General features: G+C 67.0%; 12 protein-coding genes and 1 pseudogene. 10 read left to right on the top strand and 3 right to left on the bottom strand.

All coding sequences use genetic code 11. The features are described from left to right. Position 1: 1 nt before the first annotated feature. Both ACTJKY_RS20200 and ACTJKY_RS20195 read right to left on the bottom strand, forming a co-directional pair. Positions 2-2,791, bottom strand: coding sequence for a TonB-dependent receptor (locus ACTJKY_RS20200; protein WP_440847884.1), 2,790 nt, complete (start codon positions 2,789-2,791; stop codon positions 2-4). Between the two features lie 143 nt (positions 2,792-2,934). After that, a complete protein-coding gene (locus ACTJKY_RS20195) occupies positions 2,935-3,825 on the bottom strand; it encodes a MurR/RpiR family transcriptional regulator (protein ID WP_440847883.1) in 891 nt (296 codons plus the stop codon). Between the two features lie 171 nt (positions 3,826-3,996). On the opposite strand from ACTJKY_RS20195, the gene ACTJKY_RS20190 reads away from it, so the two are divergent. The 4 genes from ACTJKY_RS20190 to galA are packed head-to-tail and all read left to right on the top strand — an operon-like array spanning position 3,997 to position 10,519. Next, entirely contained in the window at positions 3,997-5,379 is a 1,383-nt protein-coding gene (locus tag ACTJKY_RS20190; protein ID WP_440847882.1) for an APC family permease, read from the top strand. Then, entirely contained in the window at positions 5,379-6,305 is a 927-nt protein-coding gene (locus ACTJKY_RS20185) for a carbohydrate kinase family protein (protein WP_440847881.1), read from the top strand. The genes ACTJKY_RS20190 and ACTJKY_RS20185 overlap by 1 nt, the downstream gene beginning before the upstream one ends. After that, positions 6,289-7,668 (top strand): family 4 glycosyl hydrolase, encoded by a 1,380-nt coding sequence (locus tag ACTJKY_RS20180; protein ID WP_440847880.1) that lies wholly within the window; start codon positions 6,289-6,291, stop codon positions 7,666-7,668. Before ACTJKY_RS20185 ends, ACTJKY_RS20180 begins: the two co-directional genes overlap by 17 nt. Before the next feature lies 1 nt (position 7,669). Further along, complete coding sequence (gene galA, locus ACTJKY_RS20175; protein WP_440847879.1) at positions 7,670-10,519, top strand: beta-galactosidase GalA; 2,850 nt, start codon at positions 7,670-7,672, stop codon at positions 10,517-10,519. 512 nt (positions 10,520-11,031) lie between these two features. Here the strand turns inward: galA and ACTJKY_RS20170 are convergent. Next, positions 11,032-11,655, bottom strand: coding sequence for an arylesterase (locus ACTJKY_RS20170; protein WP_440847878.1), 624 nt, complete (start codon positions 11,653-11,655; stop codon positions 11,032-11,034). 50 nt (positions 11,656-11,705) lie between these two features. Here ACTJKY_RS20170 and ACTJKY_RS20165 point away from each other — a divergent pair, with 50 nt between their 5' ends. The 6 genes and pseudogenes from ACTJKY_RS20165 to ACTJKY_RS20140 form a co-directional block, all read left to right on the top strand. Then, the gene (locus ACTJKY_RS20165) at positions 11,706-12,407 is read left to right on the top strand and encodes an ABC transporter ATP-binding protein (protein ID WP_440847877.1); all 702 of its coding nucleotides are present in this window, start codon (positions 11,706-11,708) and stop codon (positions 12,405-12,407) included. After that, a complete protein-coding gene (locus tag ACTJKY_RS20160; protein WP_440847876.1) occupies positions 12,404-14,899 on the top strand; it encodes an ABC transporter permease in 2,496 nt (831 codons plus the stop codon). The genes ACTJKY_RS20165 and ACTJKY_RS20160 overlap by 4 nt, the downstream gene beginning before the upstream one ends. A gap of 34 nt (positions 14,900-14,933) precedes the next feature. Next, positions 14,934-15,272: a hypothetical protein gene (locus ACTJKY_RS20155; RefSeq protein ID WP_440847875.1), complete on the top strand. Its 339-nt coding sequence runs from the start codon at positions 14,934-14,936 to the stop codon at positions 15,270-15,272. A gap of 225 nt (positions 15,273-15,497) precedes the next feature. Beyond that, positions 15,498-16,517, top strand: a pseudogene (locus tag ACTJKY_RS20150) (glycoside hydrolase family 43 protein); the annotation flags it as partial. A 301-nt stretch (positions 16,518-16,818) separates the two neighbouring features. Next, positions 16,819-19,671: a TonB-dependent receptor gene (locus tag ACTJKY_RS20145; RefSeq protein ID WP_440847295.1), complete on the top strand. Its 2,853-nt coding sequence runs from the start codon at positions 16,819-16,821 to the stop codon at positions 19,669-19,671. 56 nt (positions 19,672-19,727) lie between these two features. Beyond that, positions 19,728-20,767 (top strand): arabinan endo-1,5-alpha-L-arabinosidase (locus tag ACTJKY_RS20140; RefSeq protein WP_440847874.1); only part of this gene is annotated, 1,040 nt, incomplete at its 3' end.

Raw genomic sequence — 20,767 nt, 5'->3', positions numbered from 1 at the left:
CTCAGAACTTGTAGGTGGCGGTCAGCAAGGTGGTCGAGCCGGAATTCACGATGTCCGAAACGGTCAGGCTGTTCTTCCCGATATGCGCCCAATAGCTGTAGGAATTGAACAAGTTGGAGACGGAGAGGTCCAGCTTCAGCGCCTTGTTCACTTCATAGCCGGCATGCACGTCGATGCGGTTGATCGGCCGAACCCACACATCGTCCCAGGTCGAACCCTTGCCCAGCGTGTCGTACACCGAGATGTAGCTGCCCGTATGGGTATAGTTCAGGTCCAGCCCGATCTTGCCCTTTTCGTAGAAGAGCTGGGCGTTGGCGAGCAGGTCGGGTGCATTCTGCATGCGGTCCATCCGGGTGCCGTCGCCCAGCACGTCGACCTTGGTCCATTGCCGGGTGACGTTGCCCGCGATCCCGAAGCCGCTCAACAGGCCGGGCAGCGCCGAGAAACGCTGCCGCGCGCTGAATTCGATGCCATAGATGTCGCCCGATCCGCCGTTGGAGGGCCGATAGGTGATCGTGCCGCTGGTTACGCCCAGATTGGTGCCGGTCACGACACCGGCGCTGCTGCCCGCGTCATAAATATAGTGGCGCAGATGCTTGTAGAATCCCGCCAGCATCACATGGGTGTCGTTGCCGAAATCCCATTCGCCAGATGCATCCAGGTTCAGCGCGCGGATCGCCTTCAGGTCCGGATTGCCTTGATTGATGGTGGTCACGCCGCCGGAGACATTGGTGCTCGATCCGCCGCCGAGCTGCAGAAACGGCGGCCGCACATAGCTGGTCCACACCGATGCGCGGTACACGGCGCCCGCCGGGCGATAGTTGACGGCAATGCTGGGCAGCAGCGCATCGAACTTGGCGACATTGCTTTCGAAATGGCCGGTCTGCGTCACGCCGTTCAGCGTCGGCGTCACCCAGTAGGTGTTGTCGATCTGGCTGTGCTCATACCGCACGCCGGGGATGACATCGACGTCGTTGAACTTCAGCTTGGCCATCGCATAGGTGGCATAGACCTGCTCGGTCGCCTTCTGCGTGTTGCAGTTGTAGTTGTTGACCGGGTTGCTGCCACAGGTGTCGCTCGTCGCGTCGGTGGCGCCGCCCAGCTGGTTGAACAGCGCGAACAGCTTGGTCTGGTCGATCTCCGGCACGCCCCAATTGTACCGGCCCGGCCACACGCTGGGATAGCTGGAGGAGATGATCCCCAGATCGCCGAAGGTGTTGGCATTGCCGTAACCCGGCACGGTGTAGTCGCGATTGGTGACGGTCCGCTTGCTCTTCTCGTACCGTGCGCCGACCTTCACGAACTGCAGCACACTGTCGTCGAGGTCATAGTGCAGGTCCAGCTTGGCCCCGCCCTTCTTCTGCTCGCTCGACTGCGTAGTATATTCCGGCGCCCCGCCCGCCGCGTTCATCGCGGAGATGTTGCCGAGCGCCGTGGAAAGCGCCGGCGTCAGCAACGGCACCGGATAGCCGTTGTTGTACCCGAACAAGGTCGAGCCGCCATAGGCCAGGCCGCTGCCCGAATCGCCCAGCGTGCGGCCGGCGACTTCGATATGGTCGGGCCGCTCGTTGCTGCCCCAGCTGTAGAACAGGTTGGGCGAGATCGTCAGCGAACCGCGCTTGAAATCGCCGCCCAACTGCGCCGTGCCCAGCGTCGCGAGCGCCGGGTTCGTCTCATACCAGAATTTCGTCTGCACATTGCTCAGCACCGGCGCATACAGACCGTTGCCGAGCGAAGTGCCGGCCGATCCGTCCTGCTTGTTGGTGGCGACGACCTGGGTCAGCGCGCTGTTCTGTTCCGTATCGGCGCGGGCATAGGTAACGCGGGCATAGATCGACGTATCCTCGCCCGGCCGCCAGTCGAAGCTGGCATTGCCGCCATACCGCTCGGTCGATCCCGAGGACATGCCGTAATTGGCGCCAGTCAAGATCAGGTTCGATGCGGGATCCAGGCCAGCCGCGCTGCTGCCATCGGCATTCTGCACCGCGAAGTCATAGCCGTTATCGCAGCAGCCCGATTCCTGGATACCGCCCACCAGGCTATTGGCGTAATGGCGGATGTCATAAAAGCCGCTGATATAGAAGCCGAACTGCTGGTCCGAGCCGAACTTGGTCGAGAAGTCACCCGCGACGTTATAGCCCAGCCCATCCTTGCCATAAGCCCGCGCCCGGCTTTCCAGACGCCCGCCCACCGTGATCGAACCGCGCGTGGTCTGCGCGTAGTCAAAGGCGGACGGCGTACGGAAATCGATCGTGCCACCGATTGCATCGCCCAGCATGTCGGGCTGCGACGTTTTGTTGAGCACGATCGTCTGCAGGCCGGACGGCGGCAACAGGCTCAGTTGCACGCCGCGGCTATAGGGATTGCCCTGCGCGACGTTCACGCCGTTGATCAGGTTGAGATTATATTCGGAATTCATGCCGCGAACGGAGACGAACATGCCCTCGCCGCGGGAGGCGCCGTCGACGCCGCCGGCAAAGGCCGATCCGGTGTTCATCACGTTGATGCCCGGCAGCATGCCCAGCGCCTCCGCCACGTTGTGCACCGCCGTATGCTTCAGGTCGTCGGCCGACAGCACGCTGGTGGTGTTGGAGGAGCGCATCTGCAGGCTGGTCGCCTCGTAGCGGGTTCCGACGACGACGATGTCGTTGGCGGCGCTGCTATTCGAGTCGTCCTTCTTGGGGGATGCCTGTTCGACCGTCTGCGCCGCAGCCAGGTCCGGCAGGATCAGCATTCCGGCCAGCAATACTGTGCCGGCAAGCAACCGCACTCGCAGATCGGATCGCATCATTCCCACTCCCGCTACGCCGAAGAAGCCGGCGCTCCATTTTGGTTATGGAATGACAATGCCAATCTCATGTCAATCTGCAAATTTCATTTTGTATATTTTTGCTCAGGGTGTTGCATTCCAGCCTCGACCGAGGCGCTGTGCAGCTATTCGGACGGCAGGTCGGCATCCTCGACGGCTGTCTCGCGCGCCACTTCCAGCCGATAGGCGAGCCCTACGACCAGCGCCTGGGCGACGCACAGCGACGCCGCCAGAGAGCGGAACCCGCGCACTTCCGACTCGCGCACCAGCAGCGTCTGAGTGGCCAGCTTGGCGATTGGGCTCAGCTGGCTGTCAGAGATCGCCAGTACCTTGGCGCCAGCCGCGACGGCGGTTTCGACCGCGTTGACGGTCTCCGGCGCATAGGCGTGGTAGCTGATGGCGATCAGCACATCGCCTGCGCCGATCGCGCGGAACTGCTGCTGCGAAAGCCCTCCCACCCCATCGAGCAGAATCGTCGGCTTGCCCGCGCGGGGAATGGCATAGGCGAAATAGGCGGCGACCGGAAAGGCGCGGCGCATCCCCGCGACATGGACGATATTCGCTTGTTCCAGCAAGGAAACTGCATGCGCCAGCCCCTCATGGCCGATCACGTCGCGGACGTTGCGCAGCGCGTTGATGTCGCCTTCGGTGAACTCGTCGATCAACACGCCGACACCGTGATCGGAGACCGACTGGCTCACCGTAGCGGTGAACTGGTGCACCCGCTCGCCATAGCCCAGCGGATTGTTCTGGGCGAGGAAGCTGTCGCGCAGCAGCTTCTGCATCGGCCCCGCGCCGCTGAAGCCCAATGCCTTGGCAAACCGCACGATGGCGGAGGGCTGGCTATCCGAACGCGCCGCCACCACCGTCAGCGTCTGGAGCGCCGTCTCTTCGGGATGGTCGAGGACATAGCGCGCAACCTGTTGCAGCCGCTTGCTGAGCGTATCGTAGCGCGCCAGAATTGCCGCACGCAGTTCCTCGGCGTTGGTCGGCAGTTCGGTAATGCTGTCCTCCATTCCATCCTCCTGCCCGCACCATAGCTGGCGGTGGTTGGTTTGCAATATTAGCGCTTGGAATGAAAATTCCATATTGACTTTGTTTTGACACGCACCGTCTAATGCGAGCATCGTTCCGTGGGGAAAGTCGATGCCATCAGAAGCGTACACAGCCTCGTGGCGGAATCGGGCATGAGCCCGGCATCGCTGACCCATAGCGTTGCCGATGCTACGCCTTCGGCAGCGCCGCGCCGGCTGCTGGGCCTACCTGGCGCGATTTCGGCGAACTTGCTCAACATGATCGGCATCGGGCCGTTCATCACCATCCCGCTGGCGCTGTCGGCGATGGGCGGCCCGCAGGCGCTGCTCGGCTGGCTGCTCGGTGCCGTGTTGTGCATGTTCGACGGCTTCGTGTGGGCCGAGCTGGGTTCGGCGTTGCCCCGTTCAGGCGGTTCGTTTCACTATCTTCGCGAAGCCTTCGGCCCGCAGCGGCTGGGCCGGCTGTTCGGCTTTCTGTACCTTTGGCAGGTGCTGCTGACCGGGCCCATGTCGATCGCCTCAGGCACCGTAGGCTTCGCGAAATACGCGACGTACCTCTGGCCGTCGCTCACCGGCTGGGAAATCGCGGCGATGGCGGCGGGGCTTTGCCTGCTGAACACGGTGCTGCTGTGGCGCGACGTGCGCTCGATCGAGCGGCTTTCCGTGGTGGTCAGTGTCATCGTGATCGGCGCGTGCCTGTGGATCATCTGTTCGGGTGCGCTGCATTTCGATGCGACCCGCGCCTTTGCCTTTCCACCGGGCGCCTTCACGCTCAACCACGGCTTCTGGATGGGACTTGGCGCGGCGACGCTGATCGGCGTCTATGATTACGGCGGGTACAACAATGTCTGCATGCTGGGCGGCGAGGTCCGCGACCCGCAGCGAACGATCCCCCGCGCCGTGCTGCTCTCGATCCCCATCGTTGCGCTGCTCTATATCGGGCTGAACCTCGCCATCCTCGGGGTATTGCCCTGGCAGGAAGCCGCGCGCTCGCAGGCCGTGGTCGCCGATTTCATGCAGAAGCTCTACGGCCCGCTCGGCGGCACCATCGTCGCCGTCCTGATCCTGATCGCCAGCTGGGGATCGGCGCTGGTCGTGCTGCTCGGCTATTCGCGCGTGCCCTATGCGGCAGCGGTGGAAGGCGAGTTCTTCGCGCCCTTCGCCAAGCTGCACCCGCGCGGCGGCTTCCCCACGCTCTCGCTGCTGTTCATGGGGCTCGCCTCCGCCGCGGCGTGCTTCATCTCGCTCGACAATCTGATCGCCGCGCTGATCGTGGTGCAGACGCTGTTCCAATATACCGCGCAGTGCTTCGCGGTGGTGATGCTGCGCCGCCAGAATCGGCCCGGCTTCCGCATGCCGCTCTATCCCGTACCGGTGATCGTCACCCTGATCGGTTGGCTGTATATCGTCACCACCAGCAAGCCGATCCACATCGCCGCCGGCATCGCCATGGTGGTGCTGGGCTCGGCCATGTTCCTGCTGCTGGCCAAGACGCGCAACCGCTGGCCGTTCGCGCCGGCGACGGAGACCCTTTGATGCCTGCCCCCAATCTCGACGTCGCCGTGATCGGCGAAATCTACGTCGACCATGTCTTTTCAGGCTTCACCCGCTGGCCCGCGCCGGGAGAGGAAGTGACCACCGAAGCCTATACCCGGGAAGTCGGCGGCGGCGCGGCGGCTACCGCTTGTGGCCTTGCCCGACTGGACCGGACTGTGGCGCTGGTCGGGCTGGTCGGCGCCGATGATCGCGACTGGTTCGCTGCCGGGCTGGCCCGCTACGGCGTCGCGCCGGACGGGCTGCGCATCGGCAATGGCGCCAGCGGCACCACGATCAGCGTGTCGACCGCGCAAGACCGGTCGTTCTTCACCCATATCGGCGTGAACCGCGATGTCGGCGCGCTGGCGGCTGGCGAGGGGCTGGCGGTGTTGCTCTCGGCCCGCCATGTCCATTTCGCCATGCCCGTGCCGCGCGCCGTGGCCGAACAGGTGCTGCCCGCACTCAAGACGGCCGGCATCACCACCTCGCTCGACATGGGGTACCAGCCCGAATGGCTCGCCGATCCGGCGAACCGGGCGACGCTCGCCGCGGTCGACTATCTGATCCCGAACGAGAAAGAAGCCGAGCTGCTGTGCGGCAGCACGGACGTCGAGGCCTTTTTCGACGCTGCCGAAGCACTCGGCATCGCTCATCCGATGGTGAAGCTGGGTGTACGCGGTGCCGCTGCGCGGGAGGACGGGCACACCGTCGCCGTCGCGCCGCCGCCGGTCGACGCGGTCGACGCCACCGGCGCGGGCGACGCCTTCGACGCCGGTTTCGTCGACGCGCTGCTCGACGGCACCGATTCCAAGACGCGGCTACAGCGCGGCTGCATCACCGGTTCGCTTTCCACCCGCCAGCCCGGCGCGCTGGCCGCCATTCCCGACCGACACGAACTCCGGAGTACCCATGACCGTTTCTATTGACCGCAAGCTCGTCCTGATCGGCGGCGGCGGTGTCCGCACGCCGCTCGTCACCTTCGGCGTCAACGACGCGGCCGAGGCGCTGGGCGCACGCGAACTCGTGCTGTGGGATCCCGATGCCGATCGGCTGGCGATCATGGCTGCGCTGGGGCGCGCGATCGTCAAGGCCGAAGGCGGCACCCTGATCGTCCGCGAAGCCAGCTCGATCGAAGACGCCGTCGAAGGCGCCGCCTTCGTGATGAATTCGATCCGCGTTGGTGGCATTGCCGGCCGCGCCGCCGATGAGCGCACCGCGATCGAACATGGCTATCCCGGCCAGGAAACCACCGGTCCGGCCGGCGCCGCCATGGCGATGCGCACCGTGCCGATCGCGATCGAGCAGGCGCGGCTGGTCGAAAAGCTCAGCCCCGATGGCTGGATCGTCAACTTCACCAATCCGGCGGGCCTGATCACCCAGGCGATCGCCGATCACAGCAACGCCAAGGTCGTCGGCATCTGCGACACGCCAACCGAGCTGTTCCACAACATCGCCCATGCGCTCGGCGCGACGCTGGCGGATGTGGAGTGCGACTATGTCGGGCTCAACCATCTCGGCTGGGTGCGCGGCATCCGGCTGCATGGTGAAGATGTGTTCGATCGCGTGCTGGCCGACGATGCGATCCTCGACAAGCTCTATACCGCGCCGGTGTTCGACAAGGCGATGATCCGCACGCTGCGGCTGATCCCCACCGAGTATCTGTTCTTCTATTATGAGCGCCGCCGCGCGCTGGCCAACCAGTGCAAGCACGGCTCCAGCCGCGGCACCGAAGTCGAGGCGTTGAACGTCGAGCTGATCGCCACGCTGCGCGACCGGCTGGGCGCCGATGACGGCCCCGGCGCGATCGCCGCCTATGCCGCCTATCTCAACCGCCGCTCGGGCAGCTATATGAAGCTGGAAGCCGAGGGCGGCTCCGCCTTCGATCCCGAAGCGACCTTCGACATCGATCCGTTCCGCGTCGCCAGCGGCTATCATCGTATCGCGATCGACGTGATGAGCGCGCTTACCGGCGCGGTGCCGGCGACGATCGTGGTCAACACCCGCAATCGCGGCGCCCTGCCCGATCTGCCCGAGCGTTCGATCGTCGAAACCTCGTCGCAGATCACCCGCGACAGCATCACCCCGCTGCCGATCGCGCCGCTGCCCGATCCCGCGATCGGACTGGTCCATGGCATCAAGGCCTATGAGCGCGCCGCGATCGAAGCGGCGATTACCGGCGAGCGGCTGGCCGCACGCAAGGCGCTGCTGATCCACCCGGCGATCGGCGAATGGGATCCGACCGGCGCACTGCTCGCCGATCTGCTCGATCCCACCTGCCAGCATTGCTGACATGTTGCATCGGCCTAGCCGCCGCGCCTTCCTGAGCGAAGGCGCGGCGCTTGCGGCGGCGGGCGGCATCACCCTGCCCGCCGCTGGCCGGGCCGAAAGCGCGCGCCTCCCGCCGCGCGAACGCCTGTCGTTCGATATCGGCTGGCGCTTTCACGAAGGCGACATCCCCTTCCCGCCGCTGCTCGACCATGAGGCATCCTATGCCCATGCCAAGGCGGGCAATGCCGAAGGCGCGGCGGCCGACGAATTTGACGACAATGGCTGGCAAAGCGTGCGCTTGCCGCACGATTGGGCCGTGGCCCAATCGTTCGATCGCACCGCGAATATCGATCAGGGCTATCGCCGCCGCGGCATCGGCTGGTATCGGCGCAGCTTCGCGCTGGACCTGGCCGATCGCGGCCGTGCGCTCACCTTGTGCTTCGACGGCATCGCCACCCATGCCACGATCTGGATCAACGGCACGCTCGCCCATCGCCAGTTCGGCGGTAGCACCGGCTTCACCATCGGTCTGACGCCGTTCGCCCGCTTCGGCGACGATCTGAACACGATCGCGATCCGCGCCGATGCCGATGCCAGCGAAGGCTGGTGGTATGAAGGCGCCGGCATCTATCGCCACGCCTGGCTGCTCAAGCGCGCGCCGGTGCATATCGAGGTCGACGGCGTCCACGCCGCGCCCCGGCGTGCGACGAGCGGCGGCTGGACGGTGCCGGTGGCGCTGACCCTCGCCAATCAAGGCCCTGCAGTCTCGGTGCGGATCGAAGCGCTGCTGCTCGACGGCGACACCGTGGTCGCCCGCGCGCAGGGCACCGCCACCCTTGCCGCCCGGGCCGAAGCGACCGCAACCCTGACGCTGGCCATTGCCGCCCCCCGCCTCTGGTCGCCTGACAGCCCTACCCTCTACAAACTGCGCACCCGCGTGCTCGGCCCGGCGGGCGTGCTCGACGCGGTGGATACCGCCATCGGCTTCCGCACGCTGCGATTCGATGCCGATCGCGGCTTCTTCCTCAACGACGCGCCGCTCAAGATCCGCGGCACCTGCGCGCATCAGGATCATGCCGGTATCGGCGTCGCGGTGCCCGACAGTCTCTGGGATTTTCGCCTGCGCCGCATCAAGGCGATGGGCGCCAACGCGCTGCGCACTGCGCATAATCCGCCCGCCCCGGAATTGCTCGATGCGGCCGATCGATTGGGCGTGTTGATCCTCAACGAATATCGCGAACTGAGCGCCGCCGCCGATGCGCTCGATCGGCTCGCCAGCTTCGTTCGCCGCGATCGCAACCATCCCAGCGTGTTCCTCTGGTCGCTGTGCAACGAGGAATCGCTGCAGTCGAGCGCGGTCGGCGTGGCAATGTTCGCGCGGATGAAGGCAGTCGTCCGCGCGCTCGATCCCGATCGCCCGATCACCGCCGCGCTCAACGGCGCGATGTTCGCCGAACCCAACATCGCCGACCAGCTCGATATCGTCGGCTTCAACTACGGCACCGGCCAGCTCGATCGCTTCCACGCCGCGCATCCCACGGTGCCGCTGCTCGTATCCGAAGATACATCCGCCTTCGCCACCCGCGGCGCGGCGCGCACCGATCGCGCCGTGCAGATTCTGGCCGATGACGATAGCGACCATGCCGCTTGGGGCAGCGCCCACCGCACCGCCTGGGCAACAGTTGCGGCGCGGCCCTTCGTCGCCGGCAGCTTCTTTTGGACGGCCTTCGATTATCGCGGCGAGCCGACCCCGTTCGAATGGCCGAGCGTCGCGTCCTTCTTCGGCGCGATGGACCAATGCGGCTTCCCCAAAGCCGCGTTCCACGTCCGCCGCGCCTTGTGGTCCGCGGCGCCGGTGCTAGAAGTTTGGCCACACTGGACCTGGCCCGGCCACGAAGGCCAGCAGGTGCCGCTCAGCGTCATTGCCAATGCAGATCGGGTGGCGCTGCGCCTGAACGGGCGCGCCGTCGCCACGCTCGCCCTGCACGGCGACGTGCTGGCGCGCACCACGCTGACCTATGCGCCCGGCGTCCTCGAAGCCCTGGCCTATCGCGGCGACCGCATCGTCGCGCGCCAGCGACTGGAAACCGCCGGGCCGCCGGTTGCGCTGCGGCTCACCCCCGATCGCCCCTGCATCCTCGGTGACGGTCGCGATGCGGTGCCGATCACGGTGGAAGCCGTCGACGCCCAAGGCCGCCCAGTGCCGATCGCCGATACCGCCTTCGCCCTGTCGGTGGAGGGCGGCACGATCCTCGGGACCGGCAATGGCGATCCCAACCGCCACGCGCCGGAAACCCCCGACGCCTGCGCACTGTTTGCAGGGCTGGCCCAGACGATCCTCCGCTCCGACGGCACACCGGCGCTACGCCTGATCGCGACCGCCCCTGGCCTGCGCCCCGCGATCCTGCACCTCCCCGCCATCCCCCACGACGTTCCCGCCATGCCCGCGATCGACGGCCGCCAACAGCTCACGGAGTGGCGTGTCGCCCCGGCCGCCGCCGTCCCGCCCGATCTCGCCCGCCGCATCGCCCCCGGCGACATGAACAGCTGGGCGTGGCTCAAGCCCGGCGCGGTCGAACCCGGCGATCCGGCACGCCGCTGGGTGCTGTTCCAGCTCGCCTTCACGCCTCGCGATCAGGCCGACCAGTGCGGTGGCACGATCGTCTTCGCCGCGCTGACCGGCACGGTACGGCTGTGGCTGGATGGCCGGCTGGTCGCCGAAAAGTCCGACCCGGCTCCCACCCGCTTTACCTTGCCCCTGCCGCCCGGCCGGGGCGAACGCCTGCTCCAGCTGCTGTTCGATACCGGGGGGCGCGATGCGCCGTTCGGCCTCGCCGGAAGCGTCGCGATCCTTCCCGCGCCCCTTTCCTGAAACCTCTCTCTGCGACGCCGATTGCTGCATCCCTCGCGCTCGCGCTGGGCGGCTTCGCGACGGGCACCAGCGGGCGGCATCGCCATAGCAGCCGGCTCGACTGGGATCGATCGGCTAGCCCTCTGGGCCGCCTCGCTGGTCGGGGTTGGGGAGCTACGAGTACAGCGACGCAGCCCGAGCTATGCACCTCCCCTCATCCCGATCGAATTTAAATAGAACGGTGGTGGTACATTCGACGGCATCAGACCATCATCGAAGCACCATTTTCTTCCAAGGCCAGCGGCTTAGAAAACCCTTTCGGCGGGGGCAGGGGTCACCAGCGATTTTTGTTGCTTATCTGCTGATTGGCTGCACAGGCGTGCGACCCGCCGTAAATTCACCGCGAAACTTTAGCTGGAAGTCGGCGGACCCCACGGATTGTTCCAGCGCGGCAGCCGAACATCGTCGAAGCATCGCCTAGTCGATGATGCCCGCGGTGGACCCAGTACAGACGGTCGAGAGCCGGGGCTTAGTCACCTCGAGCTCGCCGCCGGGCCACCCAGAGCCTTGCGAACCTCCGGCAAGATGCGGCCGACGATGATATCGACGCCGCGCGCGTTCGGATGCATTCCGTCCGGCTGGAGCAGCGCCCGATTGCCGGCAACGCCGTCGAGGAAGAACGGGTAGCGCGCTACTCCATGTTTCCTGGCGAGCGCGGGGTAGATGCCGTCAAAGGCGCCCACATATTCCGGCCCGAGATTGGGCGCAGCGCGCATGCCGGCGAGCAGCACGGGAATGCCTCTATTGTGCAATTCGGTGAGGATCGCATCGAGATTGGCCTTGGTTTGCGCCACCGGAAGGCCGCGGAGCATGTCGTTCGCCCCGAGTTCAACGATGACCAGATCGGGCGCGGTCCCCAGTCCGCGCAGCCCCCATCGCAGGCGGGCGCGGGCCTGTGCGGCGGTGTCACCGGCGACGCCGCCGTTGCGGACCGTCGCCGCCACCCCCGCCCGGCGCAACGCCGCCTCCAGCCTGGCGGTGAACCCCAGGGCGGGCGGAAGGCCGTAGCCGGCGCTGAGGCTATCTCCGAACGCCCAGATCACCGGCGCGCGTGGCGCGGCATCGGCGCTCGGCGCAAAAGCCAGGGCCGACAGCAACGCGAGATGGACAATCCCCCGCAACCCTCCATATCGCTTCAGGCGTGACCATGGCATCATCCCCTTCCGATAGCGCGCTCATCGACGCGCGCAATGTTTCGCTGTCGCTGGGGAGAGCACCCGCCCGCGTCGACATCCTCCGCGGGGTCGACTTGCGCGTGTCCGCAGGCGACAGCATCGCGCTGCTCGGGCCCTCCGGATCTGGCAAATCGTCGTTGATGGCCGTGCTCGCCGGGCTGGAGCGCCCGAGCGGCGGCACCGTGTCGGTCGCCGGGCTGGATTTCACCGCGCTGGACGAGGATGCGCTCGCCGTCGCCCGGCGCGGGCGCATCGGCATCGTGCTGCAGGCCTTCCACCTTCTGCCGACGATGACCGCGCTGGAGAATGTCGCCGTGCCGCTGGAACTTGCCGGCGCGCGGGACGCGTTCTCACGTGCCGAGGCGGAGCTGGCCGCCGTCGGCTTGGCGCACCGAACGGGCCATTATCCCGCGCAGCTCTCTGGTGGCGAGCAGCAGCGAGTGGCGATCGCCCGGGCGCTGGTCGGGCGCCCTGCCCTGCTGTTCGCTGACGAACCCACCGGCAATCTCGATACCGCCACCGGCGCCGCGATCATGGACCTGCTGTTCGAACGGCACGCCGCCAGCGCGACGACTCTGTTCGTCATCACCCACGATCCCGCGCTCGCCGCGCGGTGTGCGCGCGTCGTCACGCTCGCGGACGGACGCATCGCCACCGATCGGCAGGGCGCATGACCATCGCCTGGCGGCTGGCGCTGCGCGACTTGCGACGCGGCGGGCGGGGGCTGGTGCTGCTGATCGCCTGCCTCTTCCTCGGCACCGCCGCGCTGGCCGGCATTGGCAGCCTCGCCGCCAGCATGATCGCTGCCCTCGATGCCAACGGCCGGCAGATCCTGGGCGGCGATGTCGAGTTCACCGTCTCCCAGCGCCGCGCCACCGTGGCGGAACTCGCCGCCTTCGCGGAGGCGGGCCGCGTGTCCGAGACGGTGTCGATGCGGGCAATGCTGCGCAAGCGCACCGACACGCCCGCAATGCTGATTGATCTGCGTGGGACGGACGCGGCATGGCCGCTGGTCGGGCGCTTCCGGCTCGCCGACGGGGCGTTGTCCGATCGACCCCGAGGTCGGGAGATCGCCATCGCGGCCGCAGTTGCCGATCGGCTGGGGGTAAAGCCCGGCGAAAGCGTGCGGCTGGGTTCGGCATGGCTGCGGGTGGTCGGAATCATCGCCGAGGAGCCCGATCGGCTCGGCGCGGGATTCACGCTGGGGCCGCCGGCGCTGGTCGACCTCGCCGGGCTGGACGCGACCGCGCTGGTGCAGCCCGGCAGCCTGTACGAAAGCCATTATCGCATCGCGCTCGCCAGGCCTGCGGAATCAGCCGAGGTGCAGAAACGCCTGCTCGCCCGCCTGTCCGGCGCCGGCTGGACGGCGCGGACCAGCGATCATGCCGCCGGTGGCCTGCGGCGCGGCATCGACCAGTTCGGCCAATTCCTGATGCTGGTCGGGCTCGCCGCGCTTGCCATTGCCGGTGTCGGCGTGGGGAGCGGCGTCGCCGCCTATCTGGCGGGCAAGACCCGGATCATCGCCACGCTCAAGGTGCTCGGCGCGACCTCGCGGACGATTGCGGCGATCTTCCTCGCGCAGCTGGGGGCAGTTTCGGCGCTCGGGATCGGCAGCGGCCTGCTGGTCGGCGTGGCCGTGCCCTGGCTGTTGACGATCTTCGTCGGTGCATCGCTGCCGGTGCCGCCGCGCCTTGCGCTCTATCCGGTCCCGCTGGTCACCGCCGCGTTTCTGGCGCTGCTGGTGGCGTTGCTGTTCGCGCTGCCGGCGCTTGCCCGCGCCCGCGACGTTCCGGCGGCGACCTTGCTGCGCGGTGCGCTCGGGATGGGTCGCCGGCCATCGGCGATCGTGCTGGGGATGATGGCGCTGCTGGTGGCGGCGCTGGTCGGGCTCGCCGTATTGACCGCATCGGACCGGCTGCTCGCGCTGGGCTTTGTCGGTGCGGTGGCGGCGCTCATCGCGCTGTTGTGGAGCTTCGGTCTGGCCATCCGGTTCGCCGCTTCGAAGCTCCCCAGGGCGCGCACGCCGTTGCTGCGGCTGGCGATCGCCAACCTGCATCGGCCCGGTGCGCAGACCGATCGACTGGTCGTCGCACTGGGCCTCGGCTTCTCGCTGTTCGTCGCGCTGGCGGTGATCGATGCCAGCCTCGCTGCCGAACTGCGCAACGCCGCACCGGCCAAGGCCCCCCGCTTCTTTGCGATCGACCTGCAGCCGGAGGACGCCGCGACCTTCGCCCATGCCGTCCACAGCGCCGCGCCCACGGCCACGATCGAGTCGCTGCCGTCGCTGCGCGGGTCGGTCGTCGCCCTGCGCGGCGTGCGTGTCGCCGACATGAAGACGCTGCCCGAAGGCGCCTGGGTGCTCCGCGGCGACCGCACCCTCACCTGGTCCGCGACGCTTCCCCCGCGCAACACCGTCGTCGCGGGACGGTGGTGGCCGGCGGACTATCGCGGCCCTCCGCTCGTCTCGCTGGAAGACAAGGCGGCCGCGGCGCTGGGCCTTAAGGTCGGCGACAGCATCACCGTCTCGGTGCTCGGCGTCGACGTGCCGGCCAAGATCGCCGCCTTGCGCAAGATCGACTGGGGCGGGCTCGGGCTCAACTTCGCCATCGTCTTCTCGCTCGGTTATATCGAGGAAGCGCCGCACGGGCTGCTCGCCAGCGTCTACGCAGACCCTGCGCGCGACGGCTCCGTCATGCGCAGCGTCGGAACCGCGCTCCCCTCGGTCACGCTGATCCGCGTCGGCGACGTGATCGGACAGATCGGCGCGGTGCTCGGCCAGATCGCGGTGGCAATCCGGGCGGCAGCGGCGGTGACGGTGGCGGCAGGCATCGCGGTGCTGATCGGTGCCGTCTCCGCCTCGTCCCGCGCCCGGCGCTACGACGCGGTGATCCTCAAGCTGCTCGGCGGCAGCCGCCGCCAGGTGCTGGGCGCACAGGCGCTGGAATATGCCATGCTTGCCGCCGCCCTGGTGCTGGTGGCAGTCGGCGTGGGCACCGGCGCGGGTTGGTATGTCGTGACTCAGGTCTTCGCGATCGCCTGGGCCCCGCGCTGGGACATTGTCGCGGCGACGGTGGCGGCCGCCGTCGCGGCGACCCTAGGCATGGGGATCCTCGGTAGCCTCCCTGCCCTTCGCGCCCGGCCCGCCGCGGCGCTTCGCGACCTGTAGCGGCGGGTCGCCAAAGCGGGTAGGAGCACCGCCTATGAACCGCAGACAGTCGAAAAAAGACCCCTATGGCGAGTTGCTCCGCGCGGACGAACCGCCCGAAGCACCGCTATTGTGCTGGCTGTGCGGCCGGCCGATGGGCAAGACGACCGTCTGGCACCACCCGGTGCCGAAGAGCCGCGGCGGGCGCGATGTCGTGCCGATGCATGCGATCTGCCAGCAGACGCTGATCACCAACTTCACCAACGCGGAGCTGCAGCGCCACGGCACCGATGTCGAGGCATTGCTGGCGAACCCCAACGTTCGGAAGTTCGTCGACTGGGTGGCGAACAAGGATCCCGACTTCACTGCGACCATCGCCAAGAAGCAGCGCTGACCTGCGCGGCGCAGGCCGCCGGCGGGGTCCAGCGTCTGGCGTCGGTGACGGCGGGCAGGCCGCTGCGGCTTCACCAGGCGCATCACCGTCGCAACTTCCACCCGCTTGACGACCCACATATTATGTCGGACTAAAAGGCAGACAATCAGCTGTACCGGTGCTGCCTCGCCTTGTTCAATTCGAGCCGCTCGGGCGCTGCCGACAAAAATACTGGTGGAGGACCTGATGCTTACCCGACGTTTCTTCCTGGCTGGCGCTGCCGCCGCCTCGGCGACCCCCGCACTGGGCCGGGCCGCGACGCCGACCATCGTCAACCCGGTTGTGCGCCAGCGTGCGGATGCGCAGGTGTTCCGCCACACCGACGGTTGGTACTACATGACCGGATCGGTGCCCGAATATGATCGGCTGGTACTGCGCCGCTCGCGTACGCTTGCCGGCCTGTCGAACGCGCCCGAACGCGTGCTGTGGCGCCATCAGGCCAGCGGACCGATGTCGGGCTTTCTCTGGGCGCCGGAACTGCATCTCGTCGACGGCAAATGGGTGATGTATTTTGCTGCCGGCCCCAGCGGTGGTGGCGAGGACGTGTTCCGCATCCGGACCTATGCGGTGGTGTGCGACGGCCATGATCCGATGACGGGCAACTGGTCGGTGCTCGGCCAGCTTCAGACCCCGTGGGACAGCTTCAACCTGGATTCCACCAGCTTCGTCCACAAGGGCCGGCGCTATCTGGCCTGGGCGCAGCGCGAGCCGGGCATCGACACCAATTCGAACCTCTACCTCGCCCCGCTCGCCTCGGCGCTGACCCTAGCGGCGAAGCCGGTCCGGCTGTCGGTGCCGACGCTCGACTGGGAAATCCGCGGGTTCAAGGTGAACGAGGCTCCGGCGGTGCTCGCCCGCAACGGCAAGCTGTTCCTGACCTATTCGGCAAGCGCGACCGATTCGCGCTATTGCCTGGGGATGCTTACCTGCCGCGCCGACGCGGACCTGATGGAGGCGGCCAACTGGTCGAAGTCGCCGGTCCCGGTCTTCAAGACGTCGGCTGAGCACAAGATTTTCGGCCCGGGCCACAACAGCTTCACTGTCGACGAGCGTGGCCGCGACGTGCTGGTCTACCATGCCCGCGACTATGACCACATCCAGGGCGACCCACTGTTCGACCCCAACCGCCACACGCGGATGCAGTATTTCCGCTACGCGGCCGACGGCACGCCGGTCTTCGGTACGCCGGTAGCGAACGGTCCCCTGCGGCGCAGCTAAATGCGCAGCGCTTCGGCTCCGGCCTGCGCCGGAGTCGAGGCGCGCCCGCATTACTCTGATAAATGTGACTCCTGATGGTGCGCTCGGGCCGCGAGATTGCGTGGTTTCGGGCCGTTATCGCTAACTATGTGGCAAATTTGCAACTTCTTCGCTGAAATATGCCGGACTAATAGCGTACAACCACACGTCGGCGCTTGCTGCGTACACGCATCCTGATATCCAAAAGTCCGAGTAATGGCGCCACAAGAGCGCTGTCTTAGTGAACCTTTAGTCGTGGGGAGGATACCAGATGGTGTCGAAATTGCTGTTTCTGGCTTCGGTTTCCGTAGCGTCGATCGCGATCAGCGGTCAGGCGGAAGCGCAGGCCAACCTCGTTTCCGGCGGGGATGCGCAGCAGCAGGCCGGGGCACCGCAGGACCCGGTAGCCGACGAGATCGTCGTCACCGGCGTGCGCGCCTCGATCGTCGGTGCGCTCAACCGCCGCCGCGAATCCACCCAGATCGTCGACTCAATCGTGGCCGAGGACGTCGGCAAACTGCCCGACAACAACGTGGTCGAGGCGCTCCAGCGCGTCACCGGCATCCAGGTCACCGATCGTGGCCAGGGCGAAGCCGCCGGCATCCAGATCCGCGGTCTGCCCGACGCGCTGACCACACTCAACGGGCGCAACATCTTCACGGCGGCCGGCCAGTCCTTCTCGCTGCAGGACGTCTCGGCGAACCTCATCCAGCGCGTCGATGTCTACAAGACCCGCGCGGCCGATCAGATCGAGACCGGCCTTGCCGGCCAGGTCGATGTGGTGACGCGCCGTCCGTTCGACTTCAAGGGCCTCGCCGTCTCCGCGCTGGCTCGCGGGATCTACGACCAGGAAGCGGACAAGATCAATCCGAACGCCGCGCTGCTGATCAGCGATCGGTGGGAAACCGGCATCGGCGATGTCGGCCTGCTGGTGAACGGCAGCTACACCCGCTCCAAGTTCCGCACCATGTCGGCCACGGCCGGCGCGTTCGTGCCGTTTGCGACGCTCAACCCGCCGGCCGGCACGGGCCTCACCGGCTTCCAGCGCATCTTCCCGGCGGCGACCGACCCGAAGACCGGCGCGTTCCTCTCGGGTCCAGGCGTTGGCGACTGGCAGGTCGGCACCCAGACGGGCCTGCCCACCGCGGTCGGATCGACCCTGCCGGTCAACGGCATCGCGACGCCCTATTGGCTGTCGCGCGACGCGGTGTTCAGCTCGGACCTGTACGGCAAGCGCGAGCGCCCCTCGGCCAATGCGGCATTCCAATGGGCGCCGAACAGCAGCTCGGTCTACACCGCCGAGATATTCTATTCGGGCTTTCGCGGCGAGACCTATAACAGCCTGCAGTTCAGCTTCGTCGATTTCTGGGGCAATCCGCAGGCCCCGACGCTGTATGACGGCACCAACATCGTGAAGTCGCGCGTGGCGAACAGCGTCTACGGCTTCAACAGCGGCGACTATACCCGCAGCCAGACCGACAGCTTCGTCTATGCGCTGAACGGCAAGTGGGACCTGGGCAGCCGCGGCGGCATCGTCGCCGACCTCGCCTACCAGACCAGCACGTACAAGACCGCCTTCTTCGCGATGCGCACGGACCGGGTAGCGAACCAGATCACCGCCGACTTCAACGGCGGCGGCGGCATCCCTTCCTATCATTTCGACAATGATGCGGCGCTGGCCGATCCGAGCGTGTGGAACGTCGCCCAGCTCTACGACAACGCCAATCGCGACAAGGGCAGCGCCTTCACCGCCACGCTCGACGGCCATTACGGCTGGGACGAGGGCTTCCTCCGCCAGATCAAGGCCGGCTTCCGCTTCGATGATCGCAAGGCCTCGAGCGACGTGCGCACCGCCGATGCCGCCAATCTGGGCCGTCCGCTCTCCACCCTGCCGGCCGGGGCGAGCTTCACCAATTCGGACTTCTTCGAAGGCCGCGGCGACGTGCCGACCAGCTGGGTGACGGCCAACGGCTATTACAACTATGCCCATGCCGACGAGATCCGGAAGCTCTACGGGCTCAAGACCTCCGACCAGCTGACGATGACGCGGGTGTTCGACGTCGAGGAAAAGACCACCGCCGCCTATGTCCAGGCCGACGGCCAGCTGACCATCTTCGGTCGGCCGCTCAATCTCCAGGCCGGCGTGCGCTATGTCGCGGTGGATACCGACGCGGTTTTCGTCGATCGCTTCAACAACGGCGCGATCTCGCGCGCCTCGCCGGGATCGGACCGCTTCCTGCCCAGCTTCACCGCGCGCTACGACATCCTGCCGAACCTGCGCGCCCGCTTCAATTACGGCCAGACGCTGCGGCGGCCGAACTTCGGCGACATCAACCCGAACTATTCGCTGACCGGCGACCTCACCAATGTCGGCTATGGCAGCGGTTCGGCGGGCACGGCGGGCCTCCAGCCGACCACGTCGAAAAACTATGACGCGGCGCTCGAATGGTATCTCGGCCGCAACAGCGCGATCACCGTCACCGGCTTCCGCCGCGACATCCAGGGGCTGGTGGTGCCGGTGAGCCAGCTGGAGTTCATCCCGAACAACGGCATCGTCGCGGGCGCCACCAACAACTTCGTGATCAGCCGCCCGGCCAATGCCTCGAACGGCGTGCTCAAGGGCGTGGAAGTGGGGCTCACCTATTTCCCGACCTATCTGCCCTCGTTCCTCGATGGCCTGGGCTTCCAGGGCAGCCTGACGGTGCTGGACTCGAGCCAGAACGTGCCGATCTACGACAATGGCGGCAAGAAGATCGGCGAGCAGCAGTCGAGCTTCTTCGGCGTCTCCGACTTCTCGTACAACGCCACGCTCGCCTATGATAAGGGCCCGATCGGCGCGCGACTTTCCTATGTGTACCGTAACGCCTGGCAGGTGCGAAACGAGTCGCGACTGTTCGCCAACCCGCTGGGCGTGTGGCGCCGGGCCGAGGCCAGCCTCGATCTCCAGCTGACCGCGCGGATCACCGATCGCCTGGGCCTGACATTCGACGCGGTGAACCTGACGCGCACCAAGCAGCAGGAATATTACCGCTTCGGCGATGTCGGCGACAAGGATCGCTTCAACCTAGGCACGGTGCTGATCCCGCGCACCTTTGCGATCGGGGCCCGCTACAGCTTCAACTGATCTCCTGACGGGCGGGCCCAACGGCCCGCCCGCTTTGCATTCGGAAGGAATTGCCCGTGAAGCGCATCTCGCCGCTCGCGCTGCTGCTCGCCTCGGCCTGTGGCGGCAACGACAGCCCGCCGCCCGCCTCGGTCGTCGTCGTGCCCGCCGCGACGCCGACGCCCAGTCCGACGCCAGCGCCCACACCGGCCCCGACAGCCAGCCCGACGCCGACCCCGATCGCGCTCAGCGGCGCGGTCAGCCCGGTGCACGATCCCTCGATCCTGAAGGACGGCGACAGCTATTACCTGTTCACCACCGGCAATGCCGGGGATCCGGAGGGGCTGCTGGCGTTGCGCACGGCGCCGGATATGCGCGCCTGGACGTTGCGCGGCGGCAGCTACCTCGCGTTGCCCGACTGGGCGCGCACCGCGGTTCCGGGCGCAACCGGCATGTGGGCACCGGACATCTCGAAGGTCGGCAGCCAGTATCGCCTCTATTATTCGGTTTCGACCTTCGGCAAGAACCAGTCCGCGATCGGCCTGGCCACCGCGACCAAGATCGATCCGGCGGCACCGGCCGCCAACTGGGTCGATCAGGGCCCAGTGATCCAGTCGCAGACGACCGACGATTTCAACGCGATCGATCCGATGGCCTTTGCCGATGCCGACGGCCGTTCGTGGCTGGTATTCGGCAGTTTCTGGTCCGGCATCAAGCTGATCCGCATCGACCCCGCGACCGGCCTGCGCCTTGCCGGCGATTCGGCACCACGGGCGCTCGCGCAGCGGCCTGCCCCGGACGCGGTCGAAGCTTCGTACATCATCCGCCACGGCAGCTATTACTATCTGTTCGTATCGTTCGATTCCTGCTGCCAGGGGGCGGCGAGCACCTACAACACCGTCGTCGGGCGCGCCTCGGCACCGGACGGCCCCTATGTCGATCGCGACGGGCGGGCGATGATGCAGGGCGGCGGCACGGTGGTGCTCACCAACGGCCAAGGCGACGGCAGTCGTTTCGTCGGCCGCGGCGGCGCGTCGATCCTCCAGCAGAGCGACGGCGACTATATCGTCTACCACGCCTATGACCGGCAGCAGAACGGCACCCCCACGCTGCAGAT

Origin of the sequence: Sphingomonas sp. 22176 (assembly GCF_052045505.1) — a bacterium.
Lineage (GTDB): Bacteria > Pseudomonadota > Alphaproteobacteria > Sphingomonadales > Sphingomonadaceae > Sphingomonas.
This window is presented reverse-complemented; position numbering and strand designations above follow the sequence as displayed.